At 70.0% G+C, this 18,914-nt stretch carries 15 protein-coding genes, 2 pseudogenes and 1 riboswitch; of the genes and pseudogenes, 4 read left to right on the plus strand and 13 right to left on the minus strand.

What is annotated here, in order from left to right; translation table 11 throughout:
• The 4 genes and pseudogenes from ACH4EW_RS18930 to ACH4EW_RS18945 all read right to left on the minus strand — a co-directional run.
• Positions 1 to 511 (minus strand): annotated as a pseudogene (locus ACH4EW_RS18930) (IS200/IS605 family accessory protein TnpB-related protein); the annotation flags it as partial.
• 238 nt (positions 512 to 749) lie between these two features.
• Positions 750 to 1,508, minus strand: coding sequence for a transglycosylase family protein (locus ACH4EW_RS18935; RefSeq protein WP_398258235.1), 759 nt, complete (start codon positions 1,506 to 1,508; stop codon positions 750 to 752).
• Between the two features lie 3 nt (positions 1,509 to 1,511).
• Positions 1,512 to 1,683, minus strand: a riboswitch (cyclic di-AMP (ydaO/yuaA leader).
• 298 nt (positions 1,684 to 1,981) lie between these two features.
• Positions 1,982 to 2,947: a transglycosylase family protein gene (locus tag ACH4EW_RS18940; RefSeq protein WP_398258237.1), complete on the minus strand. Its 966-nt coding sequence runs from the start codon at positions 2,945 to 2,947 to the stop codon at positions 1,982 to 1,984.
• Positions 2,948 to 3,052: 105 nt separating this feature from the next.
• A pseudogene (locus tag ACH4EW_RS18945) lies at positions 3,053 to 3,256 on the minus strand (cytochrome P450); the annotation flags it as partial.
• Between the two features lie 28 nt (positions 3,257 to 3,284).
• Here ACH4EW_RS18945 and ACH4EW_RS18950 point away from each other — a divergent pair.
• Complete coding sequence (locus ACH4EW_RS18950; RefSeq protein ID WP_398258239.1) at positions 3,285 to 4,532, plus strand: cytochrome P450; 1,248 nt, start codon at positions 3,285 to 3,287, stop codon at positions 4,530 to 4,532.
• 80 nt (positions 4,533 to 4,612) lie between these two features.
• Here ACH4EW_RS18950 and ACH4EW_RS18955 read toward each other — a convergent pair whose 3' ends face one another.
• The 4 genes from ACH4EW_RS18955 to ACH4EW_RS18970 form a co-directional block, all read right to left on the minus strand.
• Positions 4,613 to 5,575, minus strand: a complete 963-nt coding sequence (locus tag ACH4EW_RS18955; protein ID WP_398258241.1) for a nucleoside triphosphate pyrophosphohydrolase — start codon at positions 5,573 to 5,575, stop codon at positions 4,613 to 4,615.
• Positions 5,576 to 5,636: 61 nt separating this feature from the next.
• Positions 5,637 to 6,293: a SurA N-terminal domain-containing protein gene (locus ACH4EW_RS18960; protein WP_398258243.1), complete on the minus strand. Its 657-nt coding sequence runs from the start codon at positions 6,291 to 6,293 to the stop codon at positions 5,637 to 5,639.
• Positions 6,294 to 6,461: 168 nt separating this feature from the next.
• Positions 6,462 to 6,863: a GtrA family protein gene (locus ACH4EW_RS18965; protein WP_398258245.1), complete on the minus strand. Its 402-nt coding sequence runs from the start codon at positions 6,861 to 6,863 to the stop codon at positions 6,462 to 6,464.
• Entirely contained in the window at positions 6,860 to 7,822 is a 963-nt protein-coding gene (locus ACH4EW_RS18970; protein WP_398258247.1) for a glycosyltransferase family 2 protein, read from the minus strand. The genes ACH4EW_RS18965 and ACH4EW_RS18970 overlap by 4 nt, the downstream gene beginning before the upstream one ends.
• 123 nt (positions 7,823 to 7,945) lie before the next feature.
• Here ACH4EW_RS18970 and ACH4EW_RS18975 point away from each other — a divergent pair, with 123 nt between their 5' ends.
• Complete coding sequence (locus ACH4EW_RS18975; RefSeq protein WP_398258249.1) at positions 7,946 to 10,459, plus strand: YfhO family protein; 2,514 nt, start codon at positions 7,946 to 7,948, stop codon at positions 10,457 to 10,459.
• 233 nt (positions 10,460 to 10,692) lie between these two features.
• On the opposite strand, the gene ACH4EW_RS18980 is transcribed toward ACH4EW_RS18975, so the two are convergent.
• The 3 genes from ACH4EW_RS18980 to ACH4EW_RS18990 form a co-directional block, all read right to left on the minus strand.
• A complete protein-coding gene (locus ACH4EW_RS18980) occupies positions 10,693 to 12,231 on the minus strand; it encodes a protein kinase (RefSeq protein ID WP_398258251.1) in 1,539 nt (512 codons plus the stop codon).
• Positions 12,228 to 12,911 carry a hypothetical protein gene (locus tag ACH4EW_RS18985; RefSeq protein ID WP_398258253.1) on the minus strand — a complete coding sequence of 228 codons (684 nt, stop codon included), beginning with the start codon at positions 12,909 to 12,911 and terminating at the stop codon, positions 12,228 to 12,230. Before ACH4EW_RS18985 ends, ACH4EW_RS18980 begins: the two co-directional genes overlap by 4 nt.
• A 118-nt stretch (positions 12,912 to 13,029) precedes the next feature.
• Positions 13,030 to 15,222 carry an N-6 DNA methylase gene (locus ACH4EW_RS18990; RefSeq protein ID WP_398258255.1) on the minus strand — a complete coding sequence of 731 codons (2,193 nt, stop codon included), beginning with the start codon at positions 15,220 to 15,222 and terminating at the stop codon, positions 13,030 to 13,032.
• A gap of 224 nt (positions 15,223 to 15,446) precedes the next feature.
• On the opposite strand from ACH4EW_RS18990, the gene ACH4EW_RS18995 reads away from it, so the two are divergent.
• Complete coding sequence (locus ACH4EW_RS18995) at positions 15,447 to 16,262, plus strand: DUF4352 domain-containing protein (RefSeq protein WP_398258257.1); 816 nt, start codon at positions 15,447 to 15,449, stop codon at positions 16,260 to 16,262.
• A gap of 244 nt (positions 16,263 to 16,506) precedes the next feature.
• Here the strand turns inward: ACH4EW_RS18995 and ACH4EW_RS19000 are convergent, their stop codons facing one another.
• Together ACH4EW_RS19000 and ACH4EW_RS19005 are read right to left on the minus strand one after the other, a co-directional pair.
• The gene (locus ACH4EW_RS19000) at positions 16,507 to 17,253 is read right to left on the minus strand and encodes an N-acetyltransferase (RefSeq protein ID WP_398258259.1); all 747 of its coding nucleotides are present in this window, start codon (positions 17,251 to 17,253) and stop codon (positions 16,507 to 16,509) included.
• A gap of 98 nt (positions 17,254 to 17,351) precedes the next feature.
• Positions 17,352 to 18,113 (minus strand): HNH endonuclease family protein, encoded by a 762-nt coding sequence (locus ACH4EW_RS19005; protein ID WP_398258261.1) that lies wholly within the window; start codon positions 18,111 to 18,113, stop codon positions 17,352 to 17,354.
• 189 nt (positions 18,114 to 18,302) lie between these two features.
• Here ACH4EW_RS19005 and ACH4EW_RS19010 point away from each other — a divergent pair, with 189 nt between their 5' ends.
• Complete coding sequence (locus tag ACH4EW_RS19010) at positions 18,303 to 18,899, plus strand: DinB family protein (protein ID WP_398258263.1); 597 nt, start codon at positions 18,303 to 18,305, stop codon at positions 18,897 to 18,899.
• Positions 18,900 to 18,914 lie beyond the last annotated feature (15 nt).

The raw sequence follows: 18,914 nt of genomic DNA on the forward strand, positions 1-18,914 counted from the left end.
CCCGCACCACACGCACCCGCCCGGCCTGCCGGTCGGCGACAACGGCCGCATGCCGCGCCTCCAGCGCGGCCAGGCGCCGGGACTTGTGGAACCACTCGCCCTTGGAGCGGTAGCCGCCTGGGGCCCGCTTCGTCCCTCGCTCGCCGATGGGGAGGGACAGGCGGTGGCGCAGCGTTCTGATCGCGGTTTCCAGTGTTTGGATGTGTGCGGCTTGGCAGCGGCGGGCCAGTGCCCACTGGTCGTGTGTGGCCTTGGTGATCGCGCCCGCAATCCGTGACGACGACAGCGGCGTCAGGTCCCGCTTGCGCGACGCCCAGGTGTCCTTGCTGTGCTCCAGACCATCCGCGCAGCGGGCTTTGAGATCACGCGAGGCCAGACGGCCCTGATGCTCACCGACCGCGCGCAGCACACTCTCGTCCCGGGGTGTCAGGTGCTTCAGACGGTCCCGGACCGCCACCCCACAAGGCCCCGGCACCATGAACGGCGCTGCCAACTCCCGGACACCCACCACACCACCCCCTCCCACAACGCCGGACACCTGCCACCCAGCCCAACGAGCAGCAGCCGCCAAGGTCACCCATTCGGCTTCAGAACCTCCGTTCCCACCCCGCGAACCCACCGCAAGGGCTCACTCCCGCTCACCACAACTCACTTCAGTGCAACAAACCGGCAGCAGCTCGAAACCCCGGCCCGGCGCATACGGGGGATTGCGCGCCGGGCCGGGGAGCTCAGGGAGGAGAGAGCCTGGACTACTTCGTCAGGTGCAGCTGCTGACCCGGGTAGATCAGGTCGGCATCCTTGACGATGTCCTTGTTCAGCTCGAACAGCTGCTGCCAGCCGCCCTCGACGTTGTGGGCGGCGGCGATCTCGCTCAGGGAGTCACCGGAGGCGACCTTGTACTCGCCGTCGCCCTTCGCGACCTTCTCGCCGGTCGGCGTGGTGACGGTCTTCTTCGGCTCGGCCTGCGGGGCGACGGAGCGGTCCGAGCGGGAGGCGGCCGGGGCCTCGGTGTGCTCGGAGCTCTTCGGCTGGGCCTGCTGCTGCGGCGCGGCCGGGGCGCTCTTCTGCTCGGTGGCGCTGGAGCTGGAGGTGGAGTTCGAGGAGGAGCCGGTGTCGACGCCCGGGTCGACACCGTCGTTGGTCAGGTTGCCGGCAGCCGCGCAGCCCCAGGCGCCCGGACCCTGCATGTCGAGGAGCTTCTCGGCGGTGGCGATCTGCTGAGCCTTGGTGGCCAGGTCGGCACGGGGGGCGTACTGCGTACCGCCGGCGGCGGCCCAGCTGGACTGCGAGAACTGCAGACCGCCGTAGTAGCCGTTACCGGTATTGATGGACCAGTTGCCGCCGGACTCGCACTGGGCGACGGCGTCCCAGGTGGCGACGGAGGCGGCGGACGCGCTGGTCGCACCCATCAGCGGTACGGCGACAGCGGTACCGGTGACACCGGCGAGCGTGGCGATACGGACAGCCTTGGACGGGCGGCGGTGCTTGCCCTTGCCGGAAAGCAGCATGGAACTTCTCCTCACCGACGCCTACGAGGTGAGCTGTCGGGTTCGGGCCAAGTGAGTTGCCCGGTCGCACGTCCTAGCACGCGACTTCACCCCAAGCCGGTCCCGATACGTCTTTCGACGATCGGGCCCAGCGCTTACCTGGGTCCCCCGCTCCTGCCTACGGCGCTATACGCGTCTGTTCCCTTCGACCGACGGCAGGATTCGGCGTGACGGTCGACGGGGCCCGCGGTGCGAGCGGTTCTGACCGTAAACATACGCAACCCTCACATTCAAAGAAGGACACATCGGACAATCAGGCCTTACTTGCATCTGAGGAACCGTCGTTTCCGCAGGTGGGAGGCGTACGGAAGGGCACCCCGGGCGCGACACGCCAGTTGACGCAAAGAGACCCATGTCTCACTTACGCATAAGCGGACATAGGTCTCTGAACTACCCCGATTTTGAGGCTCGTTTACCCGATTTTCAGACCACCCTCACTCGGCCTTCGCATCGAGATCGAGGCTCTGGCCAGGGAGGATGAGGTCCGGATCGGAGCCGACGGCATCCTTGTTGGCCTCATAGAGCGCGGGCCAGCCGCCGGGAACCTTCTGTGCGTCAGCAATCGCCCAGAGGTTGTCGCCGGGGTGCACGGTGTACGTGCCGTCGGCGGCCGACACACCCGCGTCGCGCGCGCCGGCATCGCCGCGGGAGGCGTGACGGCCCGACTCGCGGTCGGCGCCGACGTTCGCGTCCCGACTTCCTTCGGAAGCGGGCGCGCCGCGATGCTTGCCGCCGACACGGTTGGACGAATCGGAAGAGCCGGATGAATCGGGCGTCTCGGAGGGTGAGGTGGCCGACGCGGTGGCCGAAGGCTTCGTGGAGGACTTCGCCTTGTCTACAGACTTGTCGGCGCCGTGCGAGCCCTTCGAGCCGTGCGAGGCCTTCGAGCCGCCCGCACCGTCCGAGGTGCGGCCCGACGGCGTGGCATCATCGGACGGCGCCGCCGACACGCCGTCAGCCGGCTCCGCGCCCTTTGCCGTCCCGACTGAGGGGGCGGCCCCCGGGTCGACACCCGGCAGTGCCCCGTCCGCCGAGAGGCCGGAGATCTTCGCACAGCTGGCCCATGCCTGCGGGCCCTGGTCGCCCAGGACCTTCTCGGCCACGGCTATCTGCTGTGAACGGCTGGCGAGGTCGGCACGCGGGGCGTACGACTCGCCGCCGTACGCCTTCCAGGTCTCCTGCGAGAACTGCAGGCCGCCGTAGAAGCCATTGCCGAGGTCGGCGCTCCACATGCCGCCGCTCTCGCATTCGGCCACCCGATCCCAGGTCGTGGCGTCGGCCGCGTGCGCACTGGCCGCGCCCAGCAGCGGGATGGCGATGGCCGATCCGGTCACGCCCGCGGCGACGACGATGGCGGGTGCCTGACGAGGTCGGCGGTGTCTGCCGTTCGCGGAGCCCATGGGGTTGCCTTCCGTGTGACTGACGAGTGACTGGTGAATCGAACGGTGAACCTAGCGGGACTCGAACGTATGTCACAAGTCGATGCAGCGCAGATCACGCGAAAGTCACAGAGTTGACGGAGTGTCACATTGCGTCGGGAATACCCCCCGTGTGAACTCCACGGGCAATGTGCGAAGTCCGCGCATGATGAGCCCGCCACGCCACCGCAATTCGGTGGGTTCCACCGCAAGGTGCAGGTCCGGAAGTCGCTTCAGAAGCGTGGCGAGCGAGGTCTGCCCCTCCAGTCGGGCGAGCGGTGCTCCCAGGCAGGCCCGAGACTCCCGATACCGTCGACAGGTGAACCACATTCCGACTCCGGAACTCTTCTCCTGGGAGTTCGCAACCGACCCGTACCCCGCCTACGCCTGGCTGCGCGAGCACAAGCCCGTGCACTGGACGGAACTGCCTTCCGGGGTGGAGGCGTGGCTCGTGACCCGTTACGTGGACGCCCGACAGGCGCTCGCCGACGCCAGGCTGTCGAAAAACCCCGAACATCACGCGGATGACGCCCAAGGCCGCACCAAGACCGGTATTCCCGGGGAGCGCGGTGCCGGGCTCATGACACATCTGCTGAACATCGACCCGCCCGACCACACCCGGCTGCGCCGCCTCGTCTCCAAGGCTTTCACCCCGCGCAGAGTCGCCGAGTTCGCGCCCAGGGTCCAAGAGCTGGCGGACGGCCTGATCGATGGCTTTGCAGGGCGCGGCGAGGCGGACCTGATCCACGAGTTCGCCTTCCCGCTGCCGATTTACGCGATCTGCGATCTGCTGGGGGTGCCGGCCGGGGACCAGGACGATTTTCGGGACTGGGCGGGCATGATGATCCGGCACGGCCAGGGCCCGCGCGGTGGCGTCGCCCGGTCGGTGAAGAAGATCCGCGCCTACCTCGCCGAGCTGATTCATAAGAAGCGTGCGAACCTCGGCAACGACCTGATTTCCGACCTGATTCGGGCCAGCGACCACGGCGAACACCTCACCGAGAACGAGGCCGCCGCGATGGCTTTCGTGATCCTATTTGCGGGTTTCGAAACGACCATTAACTTGATCGGCAACAGCGCCCACGCCTTCTTCCGAAACCCCATTCAGCGGTCCATTTTCCAGAATGCAGTCGAGCAACGCGATGACTTGCTCCTCGATAGCGCCGTGGAGGAGCTGCTGCGCTATGACGGTCCGGTGGAGCTGGCGACCTGGCGTTACGCCACCGAGACGCTCGAAATTGGGGGACAGCCAATCCGAAAGGGCGACCCCGTGCTCGTCGTGCTCGCCGCGGCCGACCGCGACCCGGCGCGCTTCGATGACCCCGACACGCTCGACCTGTCCCGCCGAGACAACCAACACCTGGGGTACGGCCACGGCATCCACTACTGCCTCGGAGCGCCGCTCGCCCGACTGGAGGGACGCACTGCCTTGGAGACGTTGTTCCGCCGCCTGCCGGACCTTCAGCTTGCGGTGGACCCCGCTGATCTACGGTGGAGGGGCGGGCTGATCATGCGGGGCCTACGCACCCTTCCGGTGGAGTTCACGCCGGAGGCTTCGACTAGTTGATCATGAAGACGGCCCCGAGCCGCTGGGGCAACGAGGGCCGTCCGATGCCGTATCCGCAGGTCAGGGGTCACCCCCCGACGTTATCCGTTGCCCTCCGCGGCCCGGATGGCGTCCCGGTAGGCCCGGCCCGCGGCCCTCAGCGCGGCTTCGGGGTCGACGCCGTCCTGTTCGGCGCGTACGGCGAGGGCGAGGAGCTCGTAGCCGATGCCCTCGCCTGTGGGGAGCGCCACATCGAGCCCTGCGGTACGGACCCGGCCGGCCAGTTTCGCCGCGAGCGCCAGCCCGGGCTGGCCGAGCGGGACTCCATCGGTGACCGAGTCGCGCTGCTTCTCGATGGCCTTGGTCCGCAGCCAGTGGGCGTGCACGTCCTGCGGAGTCTCGGCGGTCTCGTCGCCGAAGACGTGCGGGTGGCGGTGGATCAGCTTCTCGACGAGGGTCGCGGCCACGTCGTCGACGGAGAACGGCTCCTCTTCGTCCTCCTGCGCGATCCGCGCGTGGAAGACGACCTGGAGAAGTACGTCCCCGAGCTCCTCGCGCAGCTCGACGCGGTCGCCGTCCTCGATCGCCTCGACGAGTTCGTACGCCTCCTCGATGGCGTACTTGGCGAGGCCCTTGTGGGTCTTCTGCGAGGTCCAGGGGCATTCGAGCCGGATCCGGTCCATGACCTGGACCAGATCGAGGAGCCGGGCACCCGGCAGATCGTACGAACCGGGCAGCAGCTCCAGGTCCGGCATCTGCACCCTGCCCGAACCGGCGAGCCGTGCCAGCCCGTCGGTCAGCGGCTGATTGCCCTCGCCGCCCGTGAGAACGACGACGCTCCGGCCGCCCGCGCAGGCGTCGACGAGCTCCTGCGCGGTGGGCGCGGAATGCTCGACACCGATGCCCGCCTCGCGCAGATACGGCAGCTGCGGATTGTCCTGCTCGGCGCAGAGCACCCGGTCGGCGGCGTGCAGCGTCTGCCAGGCGGGCCAGGACAGGAGCCCGGGCGCGACGCGGTGGCTGGCGGTGAGCAGGACAATGCGGCCGGGGTCTTCAGCGTTCACCGTTCGAATCTACCCGCTCGGTCGGACACCGGTATTCCGCAGCCATTCTTCTTTCGCGGCACTAGACGCCGGGCTCGGCGCCCGGCCCTGCGGGCTTGGTCACCTGGGTGATCCAGGGGGCCTTGTAGTTGGCGAGCTGGGTCTGCTTGTCGTCCCAGGCGCCGTAGCGCGGATTGACGTCGACCTTCAGTGCCTTCGACGCCTTGCTGAGCGCATCGCCGACGGCCTTCTGCCCCTCGGGCTGCTGCAGGTCGGCGCCGAGCGTCTGGGCCAGCTTCGTCAGCTGGACCTGCTCGCGCAGGACGGCGTCGATCTGGTCGGGGGCCACCCAGCTCTGCTGGAGCATCGCCGTCCGCAGTTGGGCCTCTCCGCCGGACTGGGCCGCCGCCGCCTTGCGCATCTGCTGGATCTCGTTGCGGCTGACGGTCACGCCCGCGTCCCGCGCGGCCCGGTCCAGGACCCGATCGAAGATCAGGCCGTGCAGCTTGGCCCGGCTGAGCTGTCCGGACTTGTCGATGAGCTGGGACGCGTCCTTCGAATCGCGCTGGGCCTCACGCACGGCTGCCACCTGGCCCTGCAGCGTGGACACCTCGATCCGGTCCCCGCCGACGAGGGCCGCGGCGCCCGGGTGGGGCCGGCTGCCGCAGGCGGCCAGGAGCGGGACGCCGACGAGCAGGGCGGCGGAGACGGTGAGCGCGGTGCGACGGCGGCGGTGCAAAGGAACCTCCCGGGGAGAGTTTGTGCATCAGTGCACAAGACCTTGCGTTGATCGATGTTAGGCAGTGGATGTGGTTGAGGCCACTGGTTCGACCAACGATTCGGAAGGAGTTGGGGTTGTGGGACCGTTCCTGGCCGGCTCGCAGCTCTCATGGGGGCTCCGCGGCGTTCAGGAAACGCGCTCGGCCGCCGGGACCCCGTTCTCCGGGCGCAGCATGATCGTGCGCGAGACGACGAACGTGATCGGGATGGCTGCCGCGGCCGCGACCAGCGGCGCGTACCGGCTGCTGAACCCGGCGAGGTCGACCAGCAGATAGACACCGCCGGTCGTGATGACGAAGTTGGCGGCGTTGGTGAGCGGGAAGAGCAGGAACTTACGCCAGGTGGGCCGGGTCCGGTAGGTGAAGCGGGAGTTCAGGAAGAAGGAGCCGGTCATGCTCAGCACGAAGGCGAGGGCATGCGCGGCGATGTACGGCAGCCAGTTCAGCAGGGCGAGGTAACAGCCGTAGTACGTACCGGTGTTCACGACTCCGACCAGGGCGAATCGGGCCATCTGTGCGGTGACCGTCATCGGCGTACGAACTCCAGGGGTTCCGGTATCGGCGGCGCCGCTTCGGTGTTCGTCGCCTTCACCAGGAAGTGCGGGCGGCGCTTCACCTCGTAGTAGATACGGCCGACGTACTCACCGACCACCCCGATCATCACCATCTGGACCCCGGCGAGTGCGGTGACCACGACGAGGAGGGTGACATAGCCGGGGGTGTCGACTCCTCGCACCAGAGCGACGCCGACGATCCACGCCGCATAGGCGAAGGCGACCGATAACAGCAGCATGCCCAGGTAGAGCGCGGCGCGCAGTGGTTTGTTGTTGAAGGAGAGAAGCCCGTCGAGGCCGTAATTGAGGAGCTTTCCGAAGGTCCAGGCGGAACGGCCCTGTTCGCGGACGGCATTCTCGTAACTGAATGTCGTCGTGCGGAATCCCACCCAGGCGAAAAGGCCCTTGGAGAACCGGTTGTACTCGGTGAGTTCCAGTACGGCGTCGACGGTGCGGCGGGAGAGCAGTCTGAAGTCGCCTACGCCGTCGACCAGTTCCACGTCGACCAGGTGGTTGATCAGCCAGTAGTAGGCGCGGGCGCTGATGGTGCGGGTGACGTGGTCGCCCTTGCGGGTGCGGCGGGCGATCACCTGGTCGTAGCCGTCCGCATGTTCTTCGAGCATGCGGCCCACGAGTTCCGGCGGGTGCTGGAGGTCGGCGTCCATGATGACGACCGCGTCGCCCTCGGCGTGGCGGAGGCCGGCCAGCATGGCGGCCTCCTTGCCGAAGTTGCGGCTGAAGGAGACGTAGCGGGCCCGCGCATCGGCGGCGGCCAGCTCCTGAAGGATCGCCAGGGTCCGGTCCGCGCTGCCGTCGTCGACGTACACCAGCTGGAATTCATGCCCCAGCCTGGTCATTTCGTCCGTGACGCGTTCATGGAAGCGTTCGAGGATCTCTTCCTCGTTGAAACAAGGCACCACCAGCGAGATCAGCACGGATGTACATCAGCCTGCCCACGTGTCGGAACCCGGCGCTCCATATGACCGATGGGCATCCATCAAGTGAACTGCCTTGTGTGGAGCGGAGTTTATTCGTTCTGGGCTGGCATATTCCTGCGTATGCCGACTTCCCGTCCCCGCCTGTGCGCGGGCTCGCTCGCCGCGCTGCTCACCGCCGCGGCCGTCTGTGCGGGTGACGCCTGGGCGCGCAGCTTTCCGTTCGGGCCGCACACCCGGAGCGTCAACGACCTGGGCAATCAGTTCGTGCCGTTCCACGCCCGGCTGTGGGACCTGCTGCACGGCAGCGCCGACGGCGGCGTGCTGCTCAACTGGTCGTCCGGGTACGGGACGAGCTTTCTGCCGGATCTCGGCACCTATCTGACGAGCCCGTTCGCCCTGCTCGTCGGGGTCTTCCCGCGCGACCGGACGGACCTCGCGGTCTATGTGGTGACGGTCCTGAAGATGGCGTCGGCCGCGGCGCTGATGGCCCTGCTGCTGCTGACGCTGCGCGGCGGGCACTGGTGGGCGGCGGGGGTGCTCGGTGGTTCGTACGCGCTGTGCGGCTGGTCGGTCATCGAGGCGTCGTACAACCCGATGTGGCTGGACGGTCTGGTCGCTCTGCCGCTGCTCTGCCTGGTCGCCGAGTGGGCCCGTACGGGACGGCATCGCATCGCCGCGCCGGTGCTCGTCGCGGTGGTGTGGGTGGCCAACTTCTACACGGCCTACATGGCGACGCTCGGAGCCGCTCTGGTGCTTGCGGTCCGGCTCTTCACGGAGCGGGAGGGCCGGCGGGCGGTGGGGCTGGTGCGGGCGGTCTGCACGGTCGGGGTGGGTGTCGGTCTCGCGGCGCCCGTCCTGATCCCCGTCTATCTGGGGACGAAGCACGCCTATCCGGGCTGGGACCGGACGTTCGCGCCCGCCGCCTGGCCCGATGTGCTCGCGCGGCTGCTGCCCAACACGTACAGCTTCTTCACCCCGGCTCTCTTCCTCGGCACGGGCACCCTGCTCCTGGCCTGTGCGCTGGCCTTCCAGCGGTCCGTGCCCCGGCGCGAACGGTGGGCGTGGACGGGACTGGTGGCAGGGGTCGCGCTGTCGTTGCAGTGGGGGCCGACGCATCTGCTCTGGCATGCGTTCGCCACACCCAACGGCAGCCCTTACCGGCAGACGTTCGTGCTGGCCGGGCTGGTGGTGATCGCCGCCTGGATCTCGGTCTCGTACGACCGGCCGGGGTGGCGGGCGCTGCTCGGCGGGGGCGCGGTGCTGGTGCTGATCGCGGCCGGGGCGGGCTTCAGTGACCTGGTCACCCGGTGGACGTATCCGCTTTTCGCGGCCGGTCTGGTGGCGGCGGTGGCCGCTCTGCTGCTGGTCGGGCGTGGCCGGAGGTTCGCGGTGCTCGCCGCCGTGCTGCTGATCGGTGCACAGGCCGGGCAGGCCGCCGCGACCACCTCGTTCGCCGACCGGCGGAAGCTGGACCGGCTCGACCACTACGCGCCCTGGGGCGAGCGGCAGCGGATACAGGCCGCCGCCGTCGCGGGCGCCGACGGCTGGCCGCGCTACCGCACCGACCCGGGCCGGGAACAGACCACGGCGAACGATCCCCTGCTGGTGGGCGGCCAGGGCGCCGGGTACTACAGCAGCCACATGCCCGCCGTGCTGACCCGCACCCTGCGTGCGCTGGGCGGCGGGTGGACGTCGAACGGCCGGGCCGTGCAGAGCCTCGACAACCCCGTCACGGACGCGATCTTCTCGGTCGGTGCGCGGGTGCGCGGACCGCGCGATCCATATCAGGTGTGGAACGCCCCGGACGACCGGCCGGTGACGGTGAGCCGTGAGGCGGCGCCGCCGCTGGTGACGGTCCGGCCGCCGGGCGGGCCCGTGCCGTACGGCCGGTCGCCGTACCGCAACCAGGAGGCGCTGCTGGGCTCGACGGTGTACACGGTGCCGACGACGGTGCTGCGCGCGGCGGGCGGTGGCACGGTGACGGACCGGGGCGCGTACGACTACCGGGTGCGGCACGGTACGTACACGCTGACCGCCCACTGTCCGGCCGCCTCGGAGGCGTATCTGTGGGCGCCCGACCTGTTCGGTTCGGCACGGCTCGGCAAGGGCCCGGAGGTCGAACTCAAGGGGCTGCTCCCGGCGCGCCGCGCCCCGATGGAGCGCCTGGGGACGGCGGCCGGGAGCGCGCCGGTGGTGGTCACGCTGACCTCCGTACGCGAAGGGACCGTGCCGCACGAGGCGATCGGCTGCCTGGACCGGGCCCGGCTGGCCTCGGCGGTCGCCGGGCTGAAGCGCACGGGGGCGACCGCCGTCCATGTCACCGCCGACGGCATACGGGCCGAACTGCCGCCCGGCAGCACCGGAACCGTCGTGATCGCCGCGCCCCGGATCGCGGGCTGGATCTGCCAGGGGCGGCCCGCCGACAGCTATCTGGGCCTGGTCTCCGCGCCGGTCCCCGCTCGCGGCGCCTCCATCGACTGCACGTTCCGGCCCCCCGGCCTGCGGGCGGGTGCGATGGTGGGCGCGGGCGCGGTGCTCGTCCTGCTGCTGGCCGGGGTGTGGGGGCGCGGCGACGCGACCCGGCCCACAGTGGCTGGCCGGCCACGGCCAAAGAGATACGGCGACGCTTCTTGAGTACGCGGTGAGAAGGCACAGCGATCTCGGCAGTGCCCGGAAGAAGGCTCGAAAGAAGTGAGGGGCCGACGGGGCAGGCGAGTTGTCAGCCGCCCCGGCGGCAAGATCACGGTCTCACGCCGCAGCGGGCCTTCGCCCCCGACTGCGGCCTTCGAAGCAATCCATTACAGAACTTTGGCGTGTCCATTACCTGCCTGCTCGTCCGGCCGCAGCCGTCTCCGGCTCCGCCGCCGTCAGCCGCCGTGCACCTCCGCCTGGCGGTCGAGGCGGCGGCGCAGCTCCACCGGCAGCGGATGGTGCGGTCCGTACGCCCGCTCCGTGTCGTACAGCAGCCCCTGCAGCTGGACGCGCGCCGCCGCCTGGTCGCCGACCGCGAGCAGCAGGTGCCCGATGCGGTTGCGGATCTCGAAGGAGCGGGCCGGGTCGTTGCCCGTGGCGTAGTGGTTCTCGTAGTACGGGAGGATCGCGCGGTACTCCGCGAGCGCGGCGGCCGGTTCGCCGAGCTGCTCCAGGCACTGGGCCGCGTCGTAGCGGAACTGGAGCGTCTGGGCGTCCGCCGGGCCGGCCTCCGCCGCGCGGTCGTCGGCGAGGCGGCGCAGTTCGGGCAGGGCGCGGCGGTACTGGCCGTCGTCCATCAGCGTCGCCGCGTACTGCTTGCGCAGGATGCGGACCACGGCCGAGTCCTCACCGTGCTGTTCGGCCGCGACCGGGAGGATGGAACCGAGGATGTCCACTGCCTGGGTGATGCGTCCCTCGCTGAGCAGCTTCTTGACATCGTCGACGGCGGCGGCGACATCGGGCCGGGCGGCCGCCGGGGCGGGCGGGGCCGCAGGCGGGGGCGGGGTGGTCGCGTGGTCGGGCCACGGAGCGTGCGGGCGCAGGAAGGGGCGGGTCGGGTCGAGCGGTCCCGTGGGGAGCCCGGCGCCTCGGGCGGGGAGCAGCGGGGCGAGGTGTTCGTACACCTCCTGGGCGCTGGATGGGCGGTGCTGCGGGTCCTTGGCCAGCAGCCGCAGCACCAGCGCTTCGAGCGGCTCGGGGATGTCGGGCCGCATCCGGCGGACCGGGAGCGGTGGCTCGTAGAGGTGGCGGTGCAGCACACCGAGGGCGGTCGATCCCGCGAACGGCACGTCGCCACTGAGCAGTTCATGGAGGAGTACGCCGAGTGCGTACAGATCGGTGTACGGGCCGACAGCACCGCCCATCGCCTGCTCGGGAGCCATGTAGGCCGGGGAGCCGATCGGCGAACCGGTGTGGGTGAGACGGGTGGTGTCGGTGTCCAGGACGGAGGCGACGCCCAGGTCCAGGACGGTGACGGTGCCCTCGGGACGCACCATCACGTTGCGGGGCTTGAGGTCGCGGTGGACGATCGGCACCGCGTGCACAGCGCTGAGGACGGCGCAGAGCTGGGCGGCGACCGCGACGGACCACTGCCAGGGGTACGGGTCGTGCTCGGCGAGATGGTCGGCGAGGTCGGCGCCCTCCACGTACTTCATGACGAGGTACAGGTCGTCGCCGTCGCTGCCCGCGTCGTGGACGGTGACCAGGCCGGGGTGATCGACCTGGGCAGTGACCCGGCACTCGCGGACGAAGCGGCGGCGCAGCTCGTCCGCGGCCTCGCTGCCCATGGGGCCGGTGACCCGGTCGGGGCGGAGCAGCTTCACCGCGACCCGGCGGTCCAGGCGCTGGTCGTAGGCCGTCCAGACCTGGCCCATGCCGCCCTGGCCGAGGATGGTCGCCAGCTGGTACCGCCCGTCGATGAGGCGTCCGCTCACCGTCCCTCCTCCTGGCGGAGGTAGTCGCTCAACTCGTCGAGTTCGGCGCGGACCTGGTCTATGCGCTGGGGCCCGGGGTTCGACGCGGGGTTCGGCTGGGGGTGCTGTTGGGGGTGAGTCGAGTGGTACGGCTGGGGCTGGGGCTGCTGGTACTGCCGTGGTGGTGCGGCGGGCGGCTGCATCGGCTGCCCCGCCTGCATCGGCGGGCGCAACGGCGACTGTTGTACGAGGGCCGGCGCGGGGACGGGGCCCGGCACGCCCATCGGCACCGTGGGCGCGTATCCGTATCCGTATCCGGGCACCGCGGGCCCGTACCCGCCCATGAGGTTCCGCTTCGTGAGCTGTTCGTAGTGACGGATGTCCCCGAACAGGTAGTACGCCGAAGCGGCCGCCATTGCCAGCAACAGCAGTGATATCAGGACGTTGTCGATACCGGTGGGCTGGTCGTTGCCGTCCCTGCCGAGGATCGGCAGGAGCACACAGATGAAGACGAACCCGGCCGCGGTCAGCCACCAGTCGGACGTCCGGCGGCGCACGATCGCGAGACGGAGCAGCGGGCTCCACAGCAGCAGTCCGAGCGAGCACACCGCGAGCGCGACGAACAGCACACGCATCGAGACGATCCAGGCCCTGCTGGGAACCCGGCGCGGTGGCGTCGGCGGATGACCCGGGGCGTACATGGCTGCTCCTGGAGACCTGGTCGTGAACATCCGCGCACACGCTGCGTGTACGCAGATCGAGCGTAAAGGGCGACACCGACAACGAGCCCCGGGTTGTACGGAATCGCTGTGTTTCAGCTCACTTCGGCGTGACCGTGCCGTCCGTCAGCCCGTCGTACATCCCCTGGACCAGTTGTCCGCCGAGCCGGCCGGCCAGCCGCAGCGCGTCCTCGAACTCGGCCAGGGCGCGGAACCGTTCCCCGTACCTCTGCTGCTCCGTAAGCGGCAGCCGGGGCAGTTGGAGGCGCCGGGCATCCAGCCGGGTGGCGGTGGAGGCGTAGCTGCTGGCCTGGCGGTTGTTGGCGGTGCCGCGCAGGAATCCGGCGAGGAACCAGGGGTCGAGGGCGGCCGGATCCGGGCGCAGCAGCTGAAGGTTGCGGCCCAGTGCGGCGCCGGCGGTGGCGTCGTCGATGACGCGGGCGACGGAGCCGCCACCGAGCACGGGCACGACGACATCGCCCGGTTCGACGAGGACCGGCTCCTCGGGGGGCCCGTCGACGGGGAGGCTTCCCGAAGGGGCGGTGGAGCCGAGGACGTCGTGTTCCGTGAGGACGGGCACCGGGCCGGTGCCGGAGCCGCCGGTGCGAAGCTGGAGGGCACCGGCGCGGGCGAGTTCACCGACGGTGGTGAGCGGCCAGTGGGCCGGTTCGGAGAGGGTCACGGCCGGCGGGGTGAGGGTGCCGGTGAGACCGAGCGTCTCGGTGAGCCGTTCCCGTACCCGGATCAGTTCGGCAGGTCCGCCCGCGGCTGCTGGGGGCGGCAGATGGCGGGCGGGGGCCAGGTCCACGTCGTCGTCGAGGAGTTCGATGACGGGGACGGCTCGGCTGACGCCCTGGCGGGCCCCGAACGGGCGGCCGGGCCCGGTGCGGTCCGCCCGGCCGGGCCCGCCTGTGCCCGCGCCCGCGCCTGCACCTGCGCCCTCGCTCTCGCCCTCGCCTGCGCCTGCGCCCTCGCCTTCGAACGACTGCCAGGCGTCGAGCACAGCGCCGCGCACCGCCTGCCAGTCGAGCCGGTCACGCCCGCCGGACGGCGCGGCGGACGCCCCTCCCGCCGAGGACGATTCGGCAGGTTCGGCGGTGTCGACGAGCAGCAGTTCGGGCGAGGGGTGCAGGCCGCTGCCCGGCTTGCGCAGCACCCAGAGGTGGAGCGGGATGCCGTACGGGGGTGCGGCACCGGCGGGGAGCGCGATGACGGCGCGCAGGGCGCCGCGGCGCAGCAGATCTGCGCGGATCCGGCGGCCGGAACGGCGCGACGCGGCGGCCGGAGGCATCAGGAGTACGGCGGTGCCACCCTCGCGCAGATGGGCCAGGGCGTGCTGGACCCAGGCGAGTTCGGACTCGGTACGCGCGGGGAAGCCGTACTCCCAGCGCGGGTCGTAGGCGAGCTCGTCATGGCCCCAGTTGCGCTCGTTGAACGGCGGGTGGCAGAGCACGGCGTCGGCGGCGAGCCGCGGGAAGGAGTCGGCGCGCAGGGTGTCGCCGGTCCGTACCGCGAGGGTGCAGCTGTTGTCGGGGTCGGTGTGAAGGGCGAGCCTCAGTGCGGTGAGCGCGGCGAGGTCGGGGTCGGTCTCCTGCGCGTACAGGGCGGTCGGGCGGCCGATGGCGCGCAGCAGGGCGCCGGTGCCCGCAGCGGGGTCGAGGACCGTGCGGGCGGGCTGCTTCCCGGTCTCCACCAGGGCGGCCATCAGTTCGGCGAGTCCGGGCGGGGTGAGTGTGTACTGGCGCGGGTTGGCGTCCAGTTGGCGGCCGAGCAGGAACTCGAAGGTCTGCCGGGCCCCGGTCGCGCCGGCGAGTTCCGCGGCGCCGCGGAGCAGCGGAATGGACGGAAGCAGTTCCGCGCGGCTGGGGCTGTGAACAGCCCGTCCGGCTTCCGCGGCCGGTCCGAAGCGGGCGGCGAGCATGTCGTTGAGAGCGAGGGACAGCACACCGGCCATCCGCTCGTCCGACACTGCGGCGATCTCGGGCCAGGTGGTGGGGCTGTTCCGCAGGAGCAGCAGGGCGCAGCCCGCGTGGACCAGTGCGGGGACCGCACCGGCCGGGTGCCCTGCGAGCTGCTGCCAGACCCGTTCACGGAGTGGGACCTCGGCGAGTTTCCCCTGGTCGCGCAGCCACTGCTCGACCTCGGGCAGCGCGAAGGACGGGCTCGTCTCGGTGCCGCCGACGGGCTTGGGGAAGTCGGCGTGGCGACGGCGCCAGTTACTGACGGCGGCTCGCCCCACGCCCGCGAGCCGTGCGATCCCGGCCGCGGTCACCTCTGTCGAGTTCTCCGGCACTGACTGCCTCCCTGGTCCTGGTCCTGGCACTCGTCCCCGTAGTGGCTGTCGGCGAGCATACCGACCCCGTTCACACGACATCGCTTCACAGCGTGCATCAACCCATCAAGCGGGATCCCTGTTGACTCGGTTCACAAGCTCTGCTCTGATTGTCCTGTCGCTACAGAAGCGGTGCACACATCCGCTCACCACACCCATCTCTGCATTTGCCGGAGGGCACAGCCATGTCCCAGTTCACGCAGCCGCCGCAGTCCCCGCAGCCCCAGCAGCCGCACACCCCCGCCCAGACGCCGGGCATGCGTCCTGCCCGTAACGGACTGGGCATCTCCGCACTCATCCTGGGTGTCATCGGCGCCGTCTCGGGCATGATCCCGTTCCTGTTCTGGCTGGCGGGCATCCTCGGCCTCATCGCCCTGATCCTGGGGCTGGCGGGCCGGGGCCGGGCCAAGCGCGGCGAGGCCACCAACAAGGGCGTGGCCACGTTCGGCGCCGTCCTCGGCCTGATCTCGTTGATCCTCGCGGTGGTCGGCGTGGTGATCACGTTCAAGGCCGTGGACGATGCGGTGAACGACATCAACAAGGCGGTATCGGACACCACGGCCTCCGCGAAGCCCGGCGGCGGGGGCGCGGACAAGAAGAAGGACACCGGCAAGGCGCTGGAGGCCGGTGACTCGGCCGCGTACGACGACGATCTGACGGTCACGGTCGGCGACGCCACCTCGTACACCCCGGACCAGTACGCCGCCGGGCACACCAAGGGCAACAAGGCCTACCGGGTCGCCGTCGTGATCGAGAACGCGGGCAAGGAGAAGTTCGACTCCGCGCTCGTCACCGTCACGGCCCGCGCCGGCAAGGACGGTGTGGACGCCGAGCAGATCTTCGACGGCAAGGTCGGCGAGGGCTTCAGCGGCACGGTCCTGCCGGGCAAGAAGGTCACGGTCCCGTTCGCCTTCGACACCCCTGCGGACGCCAAGAACCTGACCGTCGAGGTCAACCCCGGGTTTACGTACGACGCCTCCCAGTGGGACCTGAAGCTCTAGAAGTATTGCCCGGGGAGGTCATGGGCGGGCGATGCGGGTCTCGGCTGAAGAATCCTGAAATGGGTGAGGGCCTTCTGGCCTGGTGTGGATGACGACATCTGCACCAGTGGTCGGAAAGGCCCTCGCGCCCACCGTGATGCACCCCTGACCGAGACCGGTCATAGGACACACGGAAACCCGCCTGTACGCACACGCACAGGCGGGTCGTCCATGTTCACAGCCGGCATGTTCACACCCGGCATGTTCACACCCGGTGCCGCACCCACACGTTGGGCTCCACATACACCCCGTATCCGTGCGCCACCGAACAGTGCACCGGCACCAACGCCCCTGGAACCTCCACCGGACCCTCCTCGTCGAACGGCAGCCCGGTCCAGGACCGCCACCGGTCGAGGGAGCCCGACACCGCCATGGATACCGGTGCCACCGCCTCGATCACCCCGCCCGCCCGCACATGGACGCGCAGCCACGGGTCGTACGGAAGCCCGTCCTCCGCCCGGGTCCGGCGGGCGTACTCCTCCATCGGAGCCGAGGCATCCAGGTGCTTGGCGCTCGGCCGCACCGGGGCGACGAGCTCCCGGAACCCGAGCCGGCCGGCGTTCTCCCGCAACGCGGCGACCATTCGCCCCGAAATCCCGTGCCCCTGCCGCCCTTTGGCGACGGAGATCTCGATCGCACCGACCGTGTCCGGCGTACGCCCGTGCCGCAGGTCGGAGAAGGCCCACAGCAGCGACTGGTCCCAGCCGCCCTCGGGCAACTTCCCGCGCCCCGGTGCATGCAGCGCAAACGGCACGCTGAGCGCCCGCGCGACGACATCACCGTCCGAGTCGGTCGCGACGAGCACGTACTCCGGGAACTCGACGGCGATCCTCGGGTAATTGGCCCACCCGACGAGATCCTCCAGCACGAACTCCGGCCAGGTGTCAGGCATCTCCTGCACGGGCCCGGCAAGCTCGGGGCGCGCGGCGAGGGTGGTGATCAACAGTTCCATCCGCCACACGTTAGGCAGTGGGAATCCCGCAGCCAAACCGTTTTACGGTGCCCCAGATGCACGGCCGCGGCCACGTGACGCGTGCACCCGGCGCCCCGTCAGCCGCCGCACTGCGCCAGCATCGCCTGCTTGTCGGCAGTGGTCACCGGCAGCGCGTACTTCAGCGAAACCTGCGCGAACCGCACCGCGTACGAGCAGCGGACCGGCTTGTACGGCGGCAGCCAGGACGCGGGCCCGGAGTCCCGCTTGGCGTTGTTGGCCGGACCGTCGACCGGAATGAGATTGAGCGGGTCGTTGGCGATCTGCTGCCGCTTGGCGTCGTTCCAGCGGGCGGCGCCCATCTGCCAGTCGTACGAGAGCGGCATGACGTGGTCGATCTGGACCTCGGTGGCCTGCTGCTTGCGCCAGTCGATGGTCGAGCCGGTGTACGGGTCCTTGAGGGTCATCGACACGACCACACAGTCCGAACCGGACCGGAACTTCACGTCCTTGCCGTCCCTGGCGAGGAGGTCGTTACGGGTGTCGCAGCCGTTCCTCGCGAGGGGTATCCCGTCGACCGAGTCCTTCCAGGCGTAGCCGAACTTGTCGCGCGCGTACCCGGTCTTCGGACCCCGTCCCTTCGTCGCCACCTTCTCGATGATCTTCCGGCCTGCCGCCTTGTCCGCCTCGGAGGTGAGGGGGGCGAGCCCCGGCTTCGTGCCGTCGGGGTTGTCCAGCGGGCTCGCCCCGAAACCGGTGACGGCCCGTCCGCCGCCGTCCCCCTCGGAGGACGAGGGCTCGGGGTCGCAGCCGGCCAGGGCCAGCACCGTCGCCACACAGAGGGCGGGCAGGGTCACTTGGTACACACGGGGAACTGACACGCGAAGCCGTCCTGACTGGGAGAAAGCCGAACCAGCAAATCGTACGTACGCCTTCCTCACGCACACGCGTCCATGACCGTGCCGCACATCAGTGCGGCCGGAATCACACCCTGCGGGTCAGCGCGCACTCCCGCACCTCGATCAATCCGTCGGAGCGGGCTGTCAGTGCCGGGTGCGAGACTGCCCGGCATGATCGAGCCGAACCCGAAAGCGGACCTTCTCCAGTACCTGCAACAGGGGCGTGACGCCCTCGTATGGAAGCTCGAAGGGCTTTCCGAGTACGACATACGCCGCCCGCTGACGCCCACGGGCACAAACCTGCTCGGCCTGCTCAAGCATCTCGCCGGGGTCGAACTGGGCTACTTCGGCGACACGTTCGGGCGGCCGTTCTTCACCGAGGAGCCGCCGTCCTGGTGGTACACGCGGGACGCGGAGCCCAACGCGGACATGTGGGCCACCGCGGACGAGTCCCGTGAGGACATCGTCGGGCTGTACCGCCGCGCCTGGGCGCACTCCGACAACACGATCGAGACCCTCGACCTCGACTCGACCGGCCGCGTCCCGTGGTGGCCCGAGGAGCGCGCCGAGGTGACGCTCCACCACGTCCTGCTCCGCGTCATCTCCGACACCCAGCGCCACGCCGGCCACGCCGACGTGGTGCGGGAACTCATCGACGGGGCCACCGGCTACACCCCGGCCCAGGACAGCCTGCCGTCCAACGACCCTGCCTGGTGGAAGGACCACCACGCCCGCCTGGAGCGAGTAGCCCGGGAGGCCACCAACTGACCGCCCTGCACCTCT

The sequence above is a fragment of the Streptomyces sp. NPDC018000 genome (assembly GCF_044328025.1).
In the GTDB taxonomy this organism is placed as follows: domain Bacteria; phylum Actinomycetota; class Actinomycetes; order Streptomycetales; family Streptomycetaceae; genus Streptomyces.

What these genes read in the sequence shown, in the direction of transcription:
- ACH4EW_RS18940 (WP_398258237.1), bottom strand. Translation starts at nt 2,947, where the DNA reads ATGGGCTCCGCGAACGGCAGACACCGCCGACCTCGTCAGGCACCCGCC.
- ACH4EW_RS18995 (WP_398258257.1), top strand. Translation starts at nt 15,447, where the DNA reads ATGTCCCAGTTCACGCAGCCGCCGCAGTCCCCGCAGCCCCAGCAGCCG.
- ACH4EW_RS18985 (WP_398258253.1), bottom strand. Translation starts at nt 12,911, where the DNA reads ATGTACGCCCCGGGTCATCCGCCGACGCCACCGCGCCGGGTTCCCAGC.
- ACH4EW_RS18975 (WP_398258249.1), top strand. Translation starts at nt 7,946, where the DNA reads ATGCCGACTTCCCGTCCCCGCCTGTGCGCGGGCTCGCTCGCCGCGCTG.
- ACH4EW_RS19000 (WP_398258259.1), bottom strand. Translation starts at nt 17,253, where the DNA reads ATGGAACTGTTGATCACCACCCTCGCCGCGCGCCCCGAGCTTGCCGGG.
- ACH4EW_RS18965 (WP_398258245.1), bottom strand. Translation starts at nt 6,863, where the DNA reads ATGACGGTCACCGCACAGATGGCCCGATTCGCCCTGGTCGGAGTCGTG.
- ACH4EW_RS19010 (WP_398258263.1), top strand. Translation starts at nt 18,303, where the DNA reads ATGATCGAGCCGAACCCGAAAGCGGACCTTCTCCAGTACCTGCAACAG.
- ACH4EW_RS18935 (WP_398258235.1), bottom strand. Translation starts at nt 1,508, where the DNA reads ATGCTGCTTTCCGGCAAGGGCAAGCACCGCCGCCCGTCCAAGGCTGTC.